Below are 16,999 nucleotides of genomic sequence, written 5' to 3' on the forward strand. Positions count from 1 at the left end.
GAACGTCTTAGCTCTGCATTCCCCATCGCCGTATCGTGCATTTCTCCAGGGTGTTGAATATGACGTTCTCGACAAACAGGCCGATAAGTATGACCATGAAAAGGCCGGCGAACACGCTGGGTATTTCCAGCATATTCTTGTTTTCGTAAATAAACCATCCTAGTCCTCCGGACCCGGAGCTTACGCCAAAAACCAGCTCGGCCGCAATCAGCGTTCGCCAGGCGAAAGCCCAACCTATCTTCAGCCCTGACAGGATGCTGGCGAACGCGGCGGGGATGAGGATCTGCCAAACGTAGGCGAAGCCCACCAAGCCATAGTTGCGCCCCACCATGCGCAAGGTCGGCGACACCGAGAGGAAACCCGAGTGGGTATTAAGCGAAACGGCCCACAGCACGGAATGGATCAACACGAATATCAGACTGCCCTCGCCCAGCCCGAACCAGATCAAGGCCAGGGGCAGCAAGGCGATGGCGGGCAAGGGATTGAACATCGCGGTGAGCGTTTCAAGGATGTCCGTACCGATGCGTGTCGTAATGGCCAGCACAGTCAGCAGCGCCGCCAACGCTATGCCGGCGGCGTAACCTAATAGCAAGACACGGATGGAGGTCCACGCTTTCAGCAACAGGCCGCCGGACACGACCCCGTCGATCAGCGCCCTGACCGTATCGACAAACGTGGGAAAAATCAGTGGATTGTCCAGGTTGCTGGCGTAGAGCTCCCAGATCACCGCCAGGACGACGAGGATCATCAGCTTCCGGAATCCGCCTATGTTAAGCAGCCGCTCCCACCAGGACAACGGTTTTTCGACAATGCCAAAGGACTCCGACGCCACCGGCTCGCAATAGATTTCCGGACGGGCATAAGCCATCTCGCGGTATTCAGCCATGATGAACCTCCATCACTTCTTCAACACGGTCTGCAAACAGCATGCCGTTGATTTTCTCTTCCAGAGCCTGATGAAGCGCGGGATCCTGCTCGTCTCTGGGCAGGCTGTTGAGTTCGGCCTTGACCTGGCCCGGGTGCGGACTGAGCAGCAGGATACGGCTCCCGATCCGGATAGCCTCGGGAATCGAGTGGGTCACGAACAGGACGGTGAACTTCGTCTCGTCCCACAACTGCAGCAGCTCATCCTGCATCTTGCGGCGAGTCAGCGCATCGAGCGCGGCAAAAGGCTCGTCCATCAAGAGAATCGCCGGCTCCATCGCCATGCCCCTGGCGATGGCCACACGTTGTTTCATCCCGCCCGACAGCATATGCGGATGGCTGTCGGCGAATTTGCTTAGATTGACCTTGGCAATGTATTCCAGGGCTTTTTCGCGCGCCTCGCGCCGGCTCAGCTTGCCGCTGGCATGCAAGGGGAATGCAACGTTTTCGCATATGGTTTTCCAGGGCAATAACTGATCGAATTCCTGGAAGACCATCATGCGGTCGGGTCCCGGCTTCTGGACCTCGACGCCTTTTAGCCGTATACGTCCCTCGGTGGGTGTCAGATAGCCGCCGACCGCTTTCAACAACGACGACTTGCCGCAGCCCGAAGGGCCCAGCAAAACGAATCGATCGCCGGATTGAACCTGGAAACTTACCTTGTAAGTGGCGGTAATCAGATACTCGATCGTCTTGTATTGCAGGGTAACGCCGTCCACTTCAAGCAACGGATTACCGGAATCGACTTCATTCATATAAAACCTCTTGGCAAGGGACGGGCCACGATGTGGCCCCGTCTGCAAACTTAGCTTCCTTTCAGGTCGTGAATTTCAGGAAAGAACAGATCGCTCCAGGCTTGCGGCCGGTTCTTGATCGTACCGACGTCGTTCATGAATTGCGCATAGGGCAGTATCCGTTCGGGGGCAAGCGTGTAATGGATTTGCGGGTCGCGAATCATTTTTTCGATTTCCTCAACCGAGTCCTTGCCCCCTGTGTCCTTCACATACAGCTCCGCCGCTTTCCGGGGGTTCGCGTTGATCCATTCGGTGGCTTCGTTCAGCGCGCCCAGCACCGCCTTGAATGTCGTGGGATTTTCCGTCCGGAATTTGTCGGTGGCCCACACCATCAGGAAAGTATTGGCCCCGCCCATCACGTCGTACGAGTTCAATACAACGTGGACGCCCGGCTTCTCCAGGGCGATGTATTGAAATGGCGGAGTTGTAAAGGTGGATCGGATGCCGGTGGCTCCCGACAGCATGGCGTTCAAACCTTCCGGATGAGGAAGGTTGACCATATGGGGATTCATTTTTTTGTAGTTGTCCATTCCCCATTCTTTGGCCACAGCCATCTGAAGGTACACCGTCTGGACGGACGATCCCGCGCCCGCCATTGCGATCTTGTCCTTGTCGGTGAAATCTTTCAGGGACTTGATCTCCGGCGCGGCGCTGACAAGCAGATTGGGCATGGAGCTTAGCGCGGCCACGCCATGAACCTTGGCATTGTTGCGTGTCTTGTCCCACAGGATAATCGCCGGGCCTGTACCGCCCGCCGCAAAGTCCAGCTTGCCGGACAACAGCGCGTCGTTGGCGGCCGAGCCTGAACCGAAGCGGGACCAGGTCACCTTGGTGTCGTTCAAGCCGGACTGCTTCAGGTGCTTTTGAACCAGCCCATTAACGTTCATCACAGTCAGCGGCAGATAGCCAATGCCGAATTGGCGCGCCAAGGTTACCTCGGCAGTTTCGGCGTGGACCGCGCCGGCCATGATTGCGCCGCATGCCGCCGCCATGACGAACTTCATTAATCGCTTTGTCTTCATAGGTCTCTCCTTTGGATGGTTTAAGCCGCCGGCCGGCGGCTGCCGTGCAGTACCGACACGGCTTTTGTTCTTATCGTCCGCCGTCTTGATCTGTACCGATCAATGACTAAAGGACGTACTTCATGTCCGGCGCCATCGCCTTCCGGATGGCAAGGACGCCGGCTACATCACCCGCATAAAGATAGTCATCAATAGCGGGAAGATGTATCGATGGATCCGGCTATTGCAGCGCCACATCCGCCTGCTTGATGATCTTCGCCCACTTCTGATGCTCCGAGGCGATGAAGCTGCGGAAATCTTCCGGCGAGCTGCTTTGCAGTTCCAAACCCATGTCAAAAAAACGTTTCTTGATGGCCGGCATGGCCAGCACCCGCGCCACGGCATCGTGGACCTTCTGCACGATCGCGGGCGGCGTGTTGGCCGGCGCCAGCAGGCCGGTCCATGAAATCGCTTCATAGCCCTTCAACTCCGGCGTTGCGGCCACAGGCGGGATTCCGGGCGCCACTTCCGTGGGTTGAGCGCTTGTAATGGCCAGCGCCTTTAGCTTGCCGGCGCGAATCTGCGCCATGGCCGGCGGCACCGTATCGAACATCAACGCCACCCTTCCTCCCAGCAGATCGGTCACGGCCTGCGAGCTACCTTTATACGGAACGTGCAGCATATCCACGCCCGCCTGACTGGACAGCAGCTCGCCGGCCAGGTGGGGCAATGACCCCATGCCCAACGATGCATAGTCGTACTTGCCCGGATTGTCGCGAGCCAGCGCCAACAGTTCGCCCAGCGTGTTCGCAGGAAGATCCGGACGTGCGACCATGATCATCGGCAGCGGCGCCATCATCGTGATCGGCGTGAAATCCTTCAAAGGATCGAAAGCCGGGCTCTTCTGCATCAAGGGGGCCGTAATGAGAGCGCCTCCCGTACCGATCACCCATGTGTAGCCATCCGCCGGCGCGCGGGCAGCCGCTACCAGCCCAATGGAACCGCTGCCCCCCACCCTATTCTCGACGATGATGGACTGACCCAGAATCTTGGTCAGCTCCTCGGAAATGATGCGTACCATCGAGTCCGACACATTGCCCGCCGGGAATGGCACGATGAACGAAATGGGTTTATTCGGGAAGTTTTCGGCAGCATTGGCGGTCGCGGCGCTTGCCTGCCAGGAAGAAGAGGCACCAATCACTGCCAGGGCCAACGTTGCATATGATAGAAATGCTCGTAGTTTCAAGGGCTTGTCTCCTGTCTATTTTTTAGTTTGATGCAATTGCGATCTTAAGCTCAGTAACGCTTGAAATCTCCCAGCGGTCGACCCGCCAATTGGGGGATGTCCACATTCAGCAAGGCCGGTCCCGGGGTTGCCACGAAAGACGCCACCACATCGTCGAGCGTGTCGCGATCATTCACATGAAAGCCGCTTGCGCCGACAAGCTCGGCATATTGGTCATAGCGGATATCCGGAAGATCGCAACCCGTATCGTGGCCGTAGTCCGCCAACTGAAGGCGCTTTTCTATGCCCCACGCACGGTCGTTACCCACGATTACCTTGATCGGCAGCTTCAGCTCCACCGCCGTTGCCAGATCCCAGGAATAGAACCCGAAACCGCCGTCACCGACGAACGCCCAGACCGGATCGTCGGGAAAGGCCTGTTGCATTCCCATCGCCAACGGTAATGAGCCGCCCAGATTGCCCATGAGAGAGGCATCCATCCAATGGCCGGGCGCTCTCGCTGTAAAGAACGTACGCGGCCAGTGGACGAAATCGCCCGCATCCACCACGATGCCGGTTCGAGGCGTCGCATGACGGGAAAGCGCCAAGCAAAGCTCTAGCGGATGGACACTACCGGGCGTCTTCGGCAGTGAATCCAGCATCTCCCGCCAATAGGATGCCTTGCTTGCATGCCGCTTCATGAGAGAGGCCATCCATTCGGCGGCTTCGGGATGAGCGGGCGCTTTCTTGGCAAGCAGCATCAGGGCCTGCGCCGGGTCCGCACATACCGCGATATCAGCCGGAAGGCAAACTTCCAGCCGCGCCGCGTCGGGATGGATCTGCAAAATCTTCGCAGTGGGATCCAGCAACTGAGGTCCGCCGAAGCAGGAGTGAAAATCGATATGGGCTCCGGCAAGAATCACCAGGTCCGCCTGGCGCAGTTCCCGGAATGTCGCGTTGAAGAAAGGATCCGCATAGCCGAAGCCCGGTCCGCCCTCGTCCGGCACCATGCCCTGCGCCTGTTCGACGGTGAACACGGGAATATTCCACTCCTGCAATGCAGGCAGCAAGCCCGGAGGCAATGCCGGGCGCCAGGCCTGGGCGCCCAGGATGACGGCGGGCTTTCTGGCCTCGCCAATGAGTGTACGGATCCGCTCCAGAACGCCGGCGTCCAATTGTCCGGAAGACAAGGGCTTCCCGTGAGGCGCCTGGCTATGGGTGCGCGCCGGAACCGGCGCCGGGCCGGTCAGCACGTCTACGGGAATGGACAAACTGACCGGTCCGGGCGTGCCGGATAGCGCCACCCGTATCGCCAACGCGATGTCTTCCCACAAGTGATCACCATGCAACAGCTCGCGGGCTTGTTTCGTGACAGGGGCGGCAATGCGCGCCTGCTCCATGACTTGCTGCCCGCCTCGATGCCGCTGGACGACCGGAGTAAGCCCCGAAATCAGAATGACTGGCGATGCGGCCGCATGTGCCACCGCCAAGCCTGTAATGGCATTGGTATGCCCTGGACCACCGGTAACCATCGCCACTGCGGGACGCCCCGTGGCGCGGGCGTAGCCATCGGCCATCTGCACCGCCGCCGATTCACTGCGCATTCCGATCAGCTTGATACCGACCTGGTACAACGCGGCATAAAGCGCATTGATATGGTCGCCGCACACTCCGTAGACATGCTCTATCCCATGAGCATGCAGCGCTTGTGCCACGCACAGCGCACCACTGCCTTCCAGTTTGTGTTCTTGCATAGCCTCCACCATCGTTTTACTGAAGTACCGTGGGAATCTCTGAAATTAGAATCAGTTTATATTTGTTTACTAAAATGTCAACATAATTATTTATATATAATGTGACATGATTGACGACTTAAATGGCATCTATATATCATAAGCAAAGATACAACGCGGTCCCAAAACGATATCTGCAGCATACCCACTCCAGGAAGAGACATGACGCAAGCCCCTCGCCCCGCCGGCACACCGAACGAAAATCCGCGCAGACTGGACCATTTCTATGGCGGGCAGTGGCGCAAGCCGAAGGCCGGGCAATACATCGATGTCATCGATCCATCGTCAGGCAGGGTATTCAGCTCATGCGCTCGCGGCGATGCCGCGGATATTGCGGCTGCCGTGCAATCGGGGCAAGAAGGCTTCCACGCCTGGCGCGCATTGCAACCCGTTGAACGGGCCCGCAAGATGGCCCGGCTCTCCGCGCTGATCGAAGCGCGCTCCGAAGAACTTGCAAGGATGGAAAGCCTCGATACCGGCAAACCGCTGAAAGTCGCGCTCGGCGACGTCCTTACCTGCGCGCGCTACTTCGAGTTTTTCAGCGGCGTGGCCGACAAATTGCACGGAGAGGTCATTCCCGCCACCAATGAACATTTCATGTACAGCGTACGCGAGCCTTACGGTGTCACCGGGCATATCATTCCCTGGAATGGCCCCATCACCCAGGCCGGCCGCGGCGCGGCTCCCGCGCTTTGCGCCGGCAATTCGGCCATTTTGAAACCCGCGGAACAAACTCCGGCCACGACGCTGGAACTGGCATTAATGGCAATGGAAGCCGGCTTTCCGGCAGGGGTGCTCAACGTCATCACCGGCTATGGGCCGGAAGCCGGCAGAGCACTGGTCGATCATCCGGACGTCAGGCGGATCAGCTTCACCGGATCCGTCCAGACCGGCCGCGCAGTGCTGCACCAAGCGGCTGATCGCATCATTCCGGCCACGGTCGAGCTAGGAGGCAAATCGCCCTTCATTGTCTTCGAAGACGCGGACATTTCTCGCGCTGCCCAATTGGCCCGCAAGGCTTTCGTCTTCAATAGCGGGCAGATCTGCTCCGCCGGCACCCGTCTGCTCGTGCAGCGCAACGTCGTCGATAAATTTACGAAGCAATTGGTGGAAGAACTGCGCAAGGTATCCATCGGGGCCGGCATCGAAGACAAGGATATCGGGCCGGTCATTTCCTGCGAACAGTTGAACCGGGTGCGGGAGTACGTGGACATCGGCAATCGCGAAGGCGCCATCCTGGCATTCGGAGGCGGCCGGCCGGATCTAGCCCCCCAAGGCGGCTACTTCATCCAGCCCACGCTGTTCACTCAGGTCAACAATCAGATGCGCATTGCCCGTGAAGAAATCTTCGGGCCGGTCGGCGTGATCATTCCTTTCGATACTGAAGAAGAGGCCGTCGCCATCGCCAACGATAGCGAGTACGGACTTGCCTCTGCAATCTGGACATCCGATATCGCCCGCGCCCACCGCTGCGCGAACGGATTGCAGGCTGGCCAGGTCTACATCAACGACTATCAACCCATCGGCGTGGAAGCGCCCTTCGGCGGATACAAGAACAGCGGCTATGGACGCGAGAAAGGCCTGGCCGCATTGCATGACTACACCCAGCTGAAAACCGTCATCACCTACCACGGCTAAGCTGGCCCGAGGCGTCCTGACCTGTGTCGATCAATGATTAAAGGACGTACTTCATGTACCGGGTCAGGAATGCCTTCGCGTTGCGAATGTTTTCCCTGCGTAAACGTTCGGCCGCGTCGGCATCGCCCCGCCGCATCGCTTCAAGCACTGCTCTATGCTCGCGCACGCCGATCTCCCCGCGGCCGGGAAGGATGATGATGCGACGAATCAATACCTGCGTTTTTTCATAAATATTGTCCAATGCCTGGGCAAGCACCGGATTGTCGGCCGCCTTGATGCAGCGGCGCCGGAATTGGTCGTAGATTTCTGTATAGACGTCGAAATCTCCGTTCTTCACCGCGGCCTCAACCGGCCCCGAGAACTGATCCAGCAGGTCTTGCCAGGACTCAGGCTGTGCGTTCTGGCACGCCAGGCGGGCGCAAAGACCCTCCAGGACCTCCCGCATGTCATAGATATGGAAAACCTGCTCGGGCTCCAGGCGGGCGACCATGGCGCCGCGATTGGGAATGCGCTCGATCAGTCCACGCTGCTCCAGCGCGGTAAAGACATCGCGAATCCGCGTGCGAGGCACATCAAACTCTTTCGCCAGTTCGTATTCGTTCAGTTTGGTGCCGGGCGGCAGCTCATAGCGGGCGATACGCTCGCGCAGGATGCCCAGCACCTCCTCGCCGGCGGATACCCGTTTTACGCCCTTCTTGCCCGGGTTCTGTTTTTTTGCAATGGCTGTCATATTGATGTTTATTCTGTCTCCATGCACTTGACCCGGTGATTAGGCTTCAATTTTATCAACTATTTTGCATGAGCAGTTGCATATGAATCCGCAGCCCAATTAGATGACTGATTTACGGTCAAATAAAAAACCCCGCATGTAAAAACAAACGCCACAATGAGTACCGGGCGCTAGCCGGCCTTTTTTTCCAGTTCAACCGCTTTCGACATGAACTCCGAAACATAGGCCGTCGTCACCGCCCCTTCCTGGAAAGAGGAGTCGCCCAGGACGTCATCAAGGAAGCGCGCATTCGTGGACAGTCCATCAATTTCCAAGCCGCCCAATCCCGTCCGCAGACGATCAATGGCTTCCCGGCGATCGCTGCCCAGGCTGATCAGCTTGGCAACCATGGGGTCGTAATACGGCGTTACCTTGTCGCCGGCACGAACGCCGGTATCGATCCGCAAGTGGTCCGACCGGGCCGGCCACCGCAAATGCCCGATGGTTCCAGGGGAAGGCAGGAAATTTTTCTCGGGGCGCTCCGCATATAAACGGCATTCGATCGAGTGCCCGGCAAGCACGATGCCGTTTTGATCGACCGGCGGCAGTTGGCCCAGCGCCTGGCGAATCTGCCACGCGACAAGGTCGATGCCCGTCACCATTTCGGTGGTGGCATGCTCGACCTGTATCCGGGTATTCATTTCCAGGAAATAGGCACATTCGCGTTCGCTGTCATAAATGAACTCGACCGTTCCCGCTCCGCTGTATTTCTGATGTGCGACCAAGGCCAGGGCCGCCCGATAAAGCTCCCTGCGGACGGCTTCAGGGACATCGGGCGCAGGCGCCTCTTCGATGATTTTCTGGAACCGGCGCTGTACAGAGCAGTCCCGATCGTACAAATGCACGCCGCCCCCGTCGCCGAAGCCAAAAACCTGAACTTCGATATGCCGCGCCGAACCCACATAGCGTTCCAGATAAACACTGGAGTCGCCAAAGGCCTTGCCCGCCATGGATTGGGTCGCCTGCACTACGGACTCGAGCTGATCGAGCGCATCTACCCGCCGCATGCCTATGCCTCCGCCGCCCGCCGCCGCCTTGACCAGCAGGGGAAATCCGACCGCGCGCGCGGCATTCGCCAACCCTTGAATCTGGCCTTCGCTGAATCGCATGCTGCCCGGAAGAATGGGCACACCGGCCTGCCTTGCAATTTCCCGGGCGCGCTCCTTGTCGCCCATATCCACGATGGAGGCCGGCGAGGGTCCTACCCAAATCATGCCCGCATCCATGACGGCTTGGGCGAATCGGGCATTCTCCGACAAGAAGCCGTATCCGGGGTGAATGGCGCTAACGCCCGCCCGAACCGCCACATCCAGGATCACTTCGGATTTGAGGTAGCTCTCGCGCGCCGGCGCGGGTCCCACCTCGAACGCCTCATCCGCCAATTGCGCATGCAGGGCATCGCGGTCGGCTTCGGAATAAACCGCAACGGTTTTCAGGCCCAGCGCTTTACAGCTGCGGATAATACGGCAAGCGATCTCGCCGCGATTGGCAATCAATAATTTCTGTGTCATACCAGCATCCCATCCGTATCAGAACAAGAGAGCGCGTTAGCGCCGGCGTTATGGTTGAACGCCGCTACGCGCCTTGGGGCCAAGTTCGGCGCGCAGGCGCTGCTCCGCCAAGGCGATGAATTCACATAGGACGGGACGCGTCTCACGCGGATCGATGATTTCCTCGACCGCGAACGCCTCGGCCGTCCGGAATGGCGACGCATACGGCTTGAGCTCGGCTTCGATTTCCTTTTCCTTGGCCGCCGGATCTGGGGCGGACATGATCTCGCGGCGGAATGCGGCCGCGACGCCGCCTTCGACAGGCAAGGAGCCCCATTCGGCGGAAGGCCACGCCAGCTTCAGGTCCGCGCCATTCTTGTTGCAAGTGGCCATGCCCGCCATTCCGTAGCACTTGCGGATGACCAGCGTGATGGTGGGCACTTTCAAATTGCCTGCGATATAGACTGCTCGCATCCCTTCCCGCAACGTTCCTTCTTCTTCCGCCTTCAAGCCGACCATGAATCCGGGAACGTCAACGAAAAATACCAACGGTATGTGGAATGTGTCACACAGCTCCATGAAATGAATCTGCTTGCGGGCGGAATGTACGTCCATCGCGCCCCCATAGACCATGGGGTTGTTGGCGACGATGCCCACCGGACGGCCGTCCAGGCGGGCCAGCATGGTAATCACCGACTTGCCGTAGGTAGGCTGGATCTCGAATTCCGAACCACTGTCGACCACCATGCGCACCAGCCTGTGCATGTTGTAGGCCTGCGTCCGTTTTTGAGGAACGATGCTGGCCAGCCGCTCGTCGCAGCGGTCCACCGGGTCAAGCGAAGCGGGCGCGGGCGGCATCTCCCAGACATTGGCCGGCATGAAGCTAAGGAAGCGCCGGATCTGCTGCAGGGCATCTTCTTCATTGAGCGCCGCATTGTGGACCGTGCCCGCCTTATCGACGGCGATCTTGGCGCCGCCCAGCGCATCCTTATCGATGACCTGACCGAGCGAACGCTTAACGACGGGAGGGCCCGCCGCAAAGATCTGGCTGGTTTCCCTGACCATGACCGAGAAATGAGAAAGTATCGCCCTGCCCGCGGGGCCGCCGGCCGCCGTGCCCAGCACCGCGGATACCACCGGCACCATTCCCAACAGTCCCACCGACCGCTCGAAGCCATGAACGCCGGGGAATACGCTATGCCCCCGCCGCTTGATGGATGTCACGCTGCCACCGGCGCCGTCGATCAAGTTGACCAGGGGGATGCGGTAATGATGGGCCAGATCTTCGATGAGCCCGCCCTGGCCGCCTTTACGCCGCGAGCTGCCGAATGTGGTGCCGCCGCGCACCGTAAAGTCTTCTCCGCCCAGTGCAACCGGACGTCCGTCTATCCGGGCCAGGCCGGCCACATAAGGCGCCGGAGTAACGCCGGTAAGCCGATTGTTATCGTCGTACCTGCCCGTGCCCGCCAGTGTCCCGATCTCGCGGAAGCTGTTTTCGTCGGCCAACAGAGCGATACGCTCGCGCACGGTAAGCCGGCCCGCCTTGTGCTGACGCTCTATGGCTTCGGGTCCGCCCATTTCCACCGCCTGGCCGCGGCGGAATGCCAACTCTTCAAGCTCAAGATCTTTTTGCGCCACCTCGGCGGCTACTCCGGTGTCGGCTGGCATATTCATGACTCGATCACGCATAGGACCTGATCCTCCTCGACCGGGACACCGGGCTCGACAGTCAATTCAGCGACTACACCGCCAGTGGTGGCCTCAAGGGGGATTTCCATCTTCATGGATTCGAGAATCATGATCACATCCCCCTCTTGCACCGTATCGCCGACGCTGTATTCGACTTTCCATACGGTGCCGGTAACGGGTGAGTTCAATTCGGTTCTGGACATTGCGGGTCTCCTCTGATTGTTCTGTTTGCTGTTAATAGGTGGTGGGCCAGGCGGCCAACTGATGCTTGCCGATACCTCCGCTGCGCCGCAAGGTATGCACCTCGAGCATCCGCAGCAGGTAGTCCCGGGTTTGTTCCGGAGGTATGACAGCCTGTACGCCATACATCTCGGCTATGCCCCATACGTCGCTGTCGCGCTCCATTTGCGCACGCAGCGCGTCCTGGGTTTCCTCATCGACCTCGCGGCCCCATGTGACCACCTGGACGGAGTAGGCGGGATCCATGAAGCTGACTTCCGCGGAAGGCCAGGCGGCGACGTCGTCCGAATTGCGGCCTCCGCCCATATTCAGGTAGGCCTGGCCATAGCTCTTGCGCATGATCACCGACAGTTTGGGTACGCTGCACATTTGCAGCGCGGTCATGAAATTCATGATCTTGCCCGGTGCCTTCATGCGCTCGCCTTCGATCCCGATGACGAATCCCGGCGTGTCGACCAGCATGATGATCGGAATATTGAAGGAATCGCACATGACCAGGAAGCGGGTGATTTTTTCGCAGGCGGGTACGTCCATGGCCCCCGCCTTGCCCATCGGGTTGTTGGCGACGATGCCCACCGTATTGCCGTCCATGCGCGCCAGGCCTGTGACCGCCGTGCGTCCGAAGCGCGGCTTCAGCTCGAAAAAGCTGTCTTTGTCGACAATGGCATTGATCACCTTGCGTACTTCGTAGACGCGCCTGCGATTGTCCGGCACGATATCGGGCAATTTGGCAGCGGCGCTATCCGACCCGTCGGGAACCGGGACGCGAGGCGGCACCTCGCGGTTGTGGGATGGCAGATAAGACAGGAAGCGGCGCACCAGATCGATGGCTTCCTCGTCGGTTTCCGCCACGCAGTCCACCAGGCCTGTGACCTCGCTGTGAAGCTTCCAGCCCCCCAGTTCCTCGGCATCCACTTTCTGGCCGATGGCCAACGAAGCCAGGACGGGGCTGGCCACCGCCAATGTGGACCCCTTGCGCATGACCGTGAAGTCCGACAGGCAGGCATACCAGGCCGACGATCCATAGCATTGGCCGAGTATGGCGGAAGCCCAGGGGCTTTCGCGATGCCGTACATACTGATGGGGATCGTTGCCAAGCAGGGTGCCCATCCCGCGCGAACCCATATTGTCGGGCATCCGCGCACCCGACGACTCGCCAAAGAAGACAAGGGGAAAGCCGCGTTCAGTCGCCACACGCTTGACGTGGCCGATTTTCTTCATGTTGGTCAGGCTGCTTGATGCGCCCTTGACCGTAAAGTCGTTGGACACGACGCCTACGGGGCGTTGGTCCACTTTCGCGAACCCCGCCACCTTGCCATCGGCGGGCGTGCTTTCCCTATCTTCGGGCACCACCGACGACACCCCGAACATGCCTGTCTCGATATAGCTGCCCTTGTCCACGAAATAGTCGATGCGCTCCCGGGCATTCAGCAAACCCGAGGCGCGGCGCCGGCCAAGCTTTTCCGGCCCGCCCATGGCCAGGGCCTTTTCGACGCGTCGATCAAGCTCCGAAGGGCCTGCGTCGTTCAGCACGGAGTCTTCTTTAAATTCGTTGGCACCCATCATTCAGGCCTCGAGAGTATTGGTTTCGGAAGGCACCGCGGCGCCATGGATGATTTCCGCCCTGGACAACGCTTCGATCTCCGCGCCGGTCAAGCCCAGCTCCTGGGCAAGTATCGCGGTGGTGTCCTGGCCGATGTCGTGGCCGGCCCACCGCACAGCCCCCGGCGTCCGTGACAGGCGCGGCACCACATTGGCCATCGCCACCGGACCCAGGACTGGGTCTTCCGGTTCGACAAGCATGCTGCGGGCGCGGTAATGGGGATCGGCGAAGATGTCTTCCAGATTGAAAATTCGGGATGCCGGCACGCCGGCTTCATCCAGCAGCCGCTCCAGTGTTTCCAGAGGCAAGGTCCTGGTCCAGGCATCCACCATGGCGTCCATGTCATCTTCATTCTGGGAGCGCGCGACGGGCGTGGAGAATCGCGGATCGGCGAGCAGGTCGGGGCGATTCATCACCTGCGCAAGACGCTTGAACACCGGCTGGGAACCCGCCGTGATATGAATATAGCGGCCCTCTTCGCTGGTATACAGGGAATTGGGTGTATGGTTGGGCAGCCTCGGTCCCGAACGCCGGGCGATGACGCCCAATTGCTGGAAGGCGGGGATATGCGGCTCCATGAAACTGAAAGCCGCTTCATATAGCGCGGAGTCGATCACTTGTCCCTGCCCCGTCCGATTGCGGTCGATCATGGCCATCGCGGCCCCGAAAGCCCCGTATAAGCCGGTGATATAGTCCGTCATCGATACCGCGACTCGGGCGGGAGGCCGGTCGGGGTCCCCTGTCACTTCGCGTATTCCGCTGAACGCTTCGCAGACCACTCCGTAGCCCGGACGCTGACTGTAGGGGCCATCCTGTCCATAGCCGCTGATCCGCACAAGAATCAAACCCGGATTGACCTTGGCCAGCTCGTCGTAGCCCAGGCCCCATCGCTCCAGCGTTCCGGGGCGGAAGTTCTCGATGACGATATCCGCCTTCTCGCATAAGCGCCGGACCAGGGATCGGCCCTCGGGAGTACGCAGATCGATCGATGCAATGCGCTTGTTCCGCAGGATAGATGCGCCGTACAGGGACCGGCCGCTTTTTATCTTGCCCATGGAGCGGACGGCATCGCCTTCTTTTTGCTCGATCTTGATTACGTCCGCGCCGAAATCCGCAAGCAGCCTCGCGCAGAATGGGCCCGCCACGGTCGACCCCAGTTCAATAACACGGCAGCCTGCCAACGGCCCGACGGCAGCCTGACCCTCACCCTTCTTGTCGCCTATCACCTGTCTACCTCCATAGGCCTGCCGCCGACCTCTCGGTTACAGCAGGTATTTGCTATAGCTGGAGAAGCTGTCGCGCGCACTGCGGATATTCTTCCGCTTCAGTTGCTCCGCCAGTTCGGCATCTCCGGCCAACATCGCTTTTAAAACTTCCTGATGCTGCTTCAGCCCTTCCGCCGCACGCCCCGGAACCAGGACCAGCCGCCTGATCAATACCTTGGTACGGTCATAGAGGCTTTCCAGCTGCGCCGCAAGAATCCGGTTGCCGGCCGCTTCTATCGCCCTGTCCCGGAATGTCGTCACACAATCAACGTAAAAATCCAGATCGCCTTTTTCCAGCGCAGCTTCAGCCGGCTTTCCGAAACGCTTGGCCAGATCCTTCCATGAGTCGGGGTCCGCCTTCTCCGTAGCCAGCCGCACCGCCAACGCTTCCAATACCTCCCGCACCTCGAACAGGGCAAATACCTCGTCCGCTTCCAACCGCGTCACCACGGCGCCCCGGTTGGGTATCCGCTCGATCAGCCCGCGGTCCTCAAGCACGCCGAACGCTTCTCTAAGCCTTGGCCTTGAAACCTTGAACTCTTCCGTCAGTACCGTTTCCCGCAATTTGGATCCCGGCGGCAAGTCGTGATCCACAATCCGCTTACGCAGAATCTCCACGATTTCTTCCATGCTCGGACCGGAACCGCCCGCATCGTCCGATGCCTTGTTCGTTCTAGAGTTCATGCTGCTCTCCTTGAGAGTACGTTAAATATACAATTCAAATTACAAAATTGTCAACAAAATCATCTACCATTTAGTTGATCATGTTTTCCCACAGAATAAATGCCGCTTTTTCCCTGCGTCTGGGACGCGCCGATTATCGGCCGGATCAGCGCCCTTCCCGCAAATTTTCATAACAGCCGCAAGACCTGAATAGCCATGTTGCGCGCAATAAAAATGCGCCGGTCCGGCGCATAAAGGAAGGTAGCGGCAAAGTACCCGGGATTTTTCTAGGTAACGGCGCCAGCCCGCAGAAACCGTACTACGCCATCTCTGCCTGTGGATCGGTTCAACTTCCCTTCGAAATACAAGGCATGCAAATGCGCCAACGCCTCGCCCATGGCGAAGGTGAGCTGGTGCAGGTCCAACTGGCGCCTGAACATTATCGGGACGATGTCCGTGACGCTTTGCGGCTGGACACAGGCGTCAAGCACTTCTTGCAGGCGCTCGGCATGATGCGCATGCTGCTGCCCGATGCGCTCATGCAATCCGCGGAACGGCCGGCCATGGGACGGCAGCACCAGGGTGCCTTCGGGCAGGCTGTCGTACGCGCGCAATGAGTTCAAGTACAGCGGCAAGGGATTGGCGTCGGGCTCGAAGTCGAACACGCTGATGTTGGTGGATATGCGCGGCAGCACCATGTCGCCGGAGATCAGCACTTGCAACGTGTCGCAGTACAGCGAAGCATGTTCGGGCGCATGCCCATAGCCCACGATAACGCGCCACTCGCGGCCGCCTATTGTGATGCGGTCGCCATCCATGATGCGATGAAAACGGGCCGGGACATCGGGGACCAGGCTGGGGTAATAGCTGCTGCGCTGCCGGATCTTCTCTTGCGCTTCCGGATCGGCCAAGCCATGGCGGATGAAGTGCTCGACCGCCGACTGGCCGTTGGGTCCGCCGGCATTCGTGCCATTCACGGCCGGCCTGGACCAGAGCCGCGCCGTCATGAAATCGGTGGCGGTCATCCATAAGGGGGCATTCCAGCGCTCGCAAAGCCAATGCGCCAGGCCCACGTGGTCGGGATGCATATGGGTAACGATGACGCGCAGCACGGGCAGGCCTTCCAGCGCGTTCTCGAACACCTCCTCCCATAAGGCCTTGACCTCGTCGCGCGACACGCCGCAATCCACGATGGTCCATCCCTGGCGGCCATCGATCTCATCGCGCAACAGCCACAGGTTGATGTGATCCAGCGCAAAAGGCAGGGGCATGCGTATCCACCGCAAGCCGTCCGCGACCGTTCGAGTCTGGCCAGGTTCGGGCAGCAGGTCGCCCCAGGGGTAATCAAGCTTCTTTTCGTTCGGGTTCATCGTGTCTCCGTGTATTACGCGATATGCCTTCTTCACATAATATGGCATCATAGTTTACGTTAACGTAAACTGCCAATTCCCTAGCCATGACAGACACCACCTGGACTATTTCCGAGCTTGCGCAGGAGTTCTCCATCACTCCCCGCACAATACGCTTTTACGAAGACCAGGGCATCGTGAGTCCCAGCCGGGACGGCCGCAACCGGGTGTACCAGGCACGCGACCGCACCCGCCTGAAGCTGGCCCTGCGTGGAAAAAGACTGGGACTGCAATTAAGCGAGATCCTCAGCCTTATCGATATGTACGACGGACCCGGCGACACCACTGCGCAGTTGCGCCACTACATGACGGTGCTGGCCAAGCATCGCGATGTCCTGGAACAGCAACGCCGCGACCTGGAGGAAACGCTCAAGGAAATCGATGTTCAGCAAAAAGAGTGCGAGGCCTTGCTGGCCCGGCGAACGGCAAGATAACCCTTTACGCATCGACGCTTTCATGGACTCGATGGGGCTCGATTCTTGTCGATTCGGGAAAA

At 59.4% G+C, this 16,999-nt stretch carries 15 protein-coding genes; 2 read left to right on the forward strand and 13 right to left on the reverse strand.

All coding sequences use genetic code 11. The features are described 5' to 3' along the window. Positions 1-7: 7 nt before the first annotated feature. The 5 genes from V0R37_RS03580 to V0R37_RS03600 all read right to left on the reverse strand — a co-directional run bounded on the left by V0R37_RS03580 (position 8) and on the right by V0R37_RS03600 (position 5,698). Positions 8-886: an ABC transporter permease gene (locus tag V0R37_RS03580; RefSeq protein ID WP_420373199.1), complete on the reverse strand. Its 879-nt coding sequence runs from the start codon at positions 884-886 to the stop codon at positions 8-10. Further along, positions 879-1,679, reverse strand: coding sequence for an ABC transporter ATP-binding protein (locus tag V0R37_RS03585; RefSeq protein ID WP_420373200.1), 801 nt, complete (start codon positions 1,677-1,679; stop codon positions 879-881). The genes V0R37_RS03580 and V0R37_RS03585 overlap by 8 nt, the downstream gene beginning before the upstream one ends. A 50-nt stretch (positions 1,680-1,729) precedes the next feature. Next, a complete protein-coding gene (locus tag V0R37_RS03590) occupies positions 1,730-2,740 on the reverse strand; it encodes an ABC transporter substrate-binding protein (RefSeq protein ID WP_420373201.1) in 1,011 nt (336 codons plus the stop codon). A 220-nt stretch (positions 2,741-2,960) separates the two neighbouring features. Beyond that, on the reverse strand, positions 2,961-3,965 hold the full coding sequence (locus tag V0R37_RS03595) for a Bug family tripartite tricarboxylate transporter substrate binding protein (protein ID WP_420373202.1): 1,005 nt from the start codon (positions 3,963-3,965) through the stop codon (positions 2,961-2,963). A 50-nt stretch (positions 3,966-4,015) separates the two neighbouring features. Next, positions 4,016-5,698 (reverse strand): thiamine pyrophosphate-binding protein, encoded by a 1,683-nt coding sequence (locus V0R37_RS03600; protein ID WP_420373203.1) that lies wholly within the window; start codon positions 5,696-5,698, stop codon positions 4,016-4,018. A 201-nt stretch (positions 5,699-5,899) separates the two neighbouring features. Here V0R37_RS03600 and V0R37_RS03605 point away from each other — a divergent pair, with 201 nt between their 5' ends. Then, positions 5,900-7,375: an aldehyde dehydrogenase family protein gene (locus tag V0R37_RS03605; RefSeq protein ID WP_420373204.1), complete on the forward strand. Its 1,476-nt coding sequence runs from the start codon at positions 5,900-5,902 to the stop codon at positions 7,373-7,375. Between the two features lie 37 nt (positions 7,376-7,412). Here the strand turns inward: V0R37_RS03605 and V0R37_RS03610 are convergent, their stop codons facing one another. From V0R37_RS03610 to V0R37_RS03645, 8 genes are all read right to left on the reverse strand, one after another. Next, complete coding sequence (locus tag V0R37_RS03610; protein WP_420373205.1) at positions 7,413-8,105, reverse strand: GntR family transcriptional regulator; 693 nt, start codon at positions 8,103-8,105, stop codon at positions 7,413-7,415. A gap of 170 nt (positions 8,106-8,275) precedes the next feature. Beyond that, positions 8,276-9,655 (reverse strand): acetyl-CoA carboxylase biotin carboxylase subunit, encoded by a 1,380-nt coding sequence (locus V0R37_RS03615; RefSeq protein ID WP_420373206.1) that lies wholly within the window; start codon positions 9,653-9,655, stop codon positions 8,276-8,278. Positions 9,656-9,703: 48 nt separating this feature from the next. Beyond that, a complete protein-coding gene (locus V0R37_RS03620; protein ID WP_420373207.1) occupies positions 9,704-11,323 on the reverse strand; it encodes an acyl-CoA carboxylase subunit beta in 1,620 nt (539 codons plus the stop codon). Beyond that, positions 11,305-11,526, reverse strand: a complete 222-nt coding sequence (locus V0R37_RS03625) for an acyl-CoA carboxylase biotin carboxyl carrier protein subunit (protein ID WP_420373208.1) — start codon at positions 11,524-11,526, stop codon at positions 11,305-11,307. Before V0R37_RS03625 ends, V0R37_RS03620 begins: the two co-directional genes overlap by 19 nt. Positions 11,527-11,557: 31 nt before the next feature. Further along, positions 11,558-13,096 carry an acyl-CoA carboxylase subunit beta gene (locus V0R37_RS03630; RefSeq protein WP_420373209.1) on the reverse strand — a complete coding sequence of 513 codons (1,539 nt, stop codon included), beginning with the start codon at positions 13,094-13,096 and terminating at the stop codon, positions 11,558-11,560. Between the two features lie 33 nt (positions 13,097-13,129). After that, on the reverse strand, positions 13,130-14,392 hold the full coding sequence (locus tag V0R37_RS03635) for a CaiB/BaiF CoA transferase family protein (RefSeq protein ID WP_420373210.1): 1,263 nt from the start codon (positions 14,390-14,392) through the stop codon (positions 13,130-13,132). A gap of 36 nt (positions 14,393-14,428) precedes the next feature. Beyond that, positions 14,429-15,061 carry a GntR family transcriptional regulator gene (locus V0R37_RS03640; protein ID WP_420373211.1) on the reverse strand — a complete coding sequence of 211 codons (633 nt, stop codon included), beginning with the start codon at positions 15,059-15,061 and terminating at the stop codon, positions 14,429-14,431. 320 nt (positions 15,062-15,381) lie between these two features. After that, on the reverse strand, positions 15,382-16,464 hold the full coding sequence (locus tag V0R37_RS03645) for an MBL fold metallo-hydrolase (protein ID WP_420373212.1): 1,083 nt from the start codon (positions 16,462-16,464) through the stop codon (positions 15,382-15,384). An 86-nt stretch (positions 16,465-16,550) separates the two neighbouring features. On the opposite strand from V0R37_RS03645, the gene V0R37_RS03650 reads away from it, so the two are divergent. After that, positions 16,551-16,937, forward strand: a complete 387-nt coding sequence (locus V0R37_RS03650; protein ID WP_420373213.1) for a MerR family transcriptional regulator — start codon at positions 16,551-16,553, stop codon at positions 16,935-16,937. The last annotated feature ends 62 nt before the right edge of the window (positions 16,938-16,999 follow it).

Origin of the sequence: Pollutimonas rozaliensis, from assembly GCF_048751585.1 — a bacterium.
Taxonomy (GTDB): Bacteria; Pseudomonadota; Gammaproteobacteria; order Burkholderiales; family Burkholderiaceae_B.

Excerpts from the sequence above, each read along its gene's own strand:
- V0R37_RS03640 (WP_420373211.1), bottom strand. The coding sequence starts at position 15,061 with ATGGAAGAAATCGTGGAGATTCTGCGTAAGCGGATTGTGGATCACGAC.
- V0R37_RS03580 (WP_420373199.1), bottom strand. The coding sequence starts at position 886 with ATGGCTGAATACCGCGAGATGGCTTATGCCCGTCCGGAAATCTATTGC.
- V0R37_RS03615 (WP_420373206.1), bottom strand. The coding sequence starts at position 9,655 with ATGACACAGAAATTATTGATTGCCAATCGCGGCGAGATCGCTTGCCGT.
- V0R37_RS03605 (WP_420373204.1), top strand. The coding sequence starts at position 5,900 with ATGACGCAAGCCCCTCGCCCCGCCGGCACACCGAACGAAAATCCGCGC.
- V0R37_RS03585 (WP_420373200.1), bottom strand. The coding sequence starts at position 1,679 with ATGAATGAAGTCGATTCCGGTAATCCGTTGCTTGAAGTGGACGGCGTT.
- V0R37_RS03590 (WP_420373201.1), bottom strand. The coding sequence starts at position 2,740 with ATGAAGACAAAGCGATTAATGAAGTTCGTCATGGCGGCGGCATGCGGC.
- V0R37_RS03645 (WP_420373212.1), bottom strand. The coding sequence starts at position 16,464 with ATGAACCCGAACGAAAAGAAGCTTGATTACCCCTGGGGCGACCTGCTG.
- V0R37_RS03620 (WP_420373207.1), bottom strand. The coding sequence starts at position 11,323 with ATGCGTGATCGAGTCATGAATATGCCAGCCGACACCGGAGTAGCCGCC.
- V0R37_RS03600 (WP_420373203.1), bottom strand. The coding sequence starts at position 5,698 with ATGCAAGAACACAAACTGGAAGGCAGTGGTGCGCTGTGCGTGGCACAA.
- V0R37_RS03610 (WP_420373205.1), bottom strand. The coding sequence starts at position 8,105 with ATGACAGCCATTGCAAAAAAACAGAACCCGGGCAAGAAGGGCGTAAAA.
- V0R37_RS03625 (WP_420373208.1), bottom strand. The coding sequence starts at position 11,526 with ATGTCCAGAACCGAATTGAACTCACCCGTTACCGGCACCGTATGGAAA.
- V0R37_RS03650 (WP_420373213.1), top strand. The coding sequence starts at position 16,551 with ATGACAGACACCACCTGGACTATTTCCGAGCTTGCGCAGGAGTTCTCC.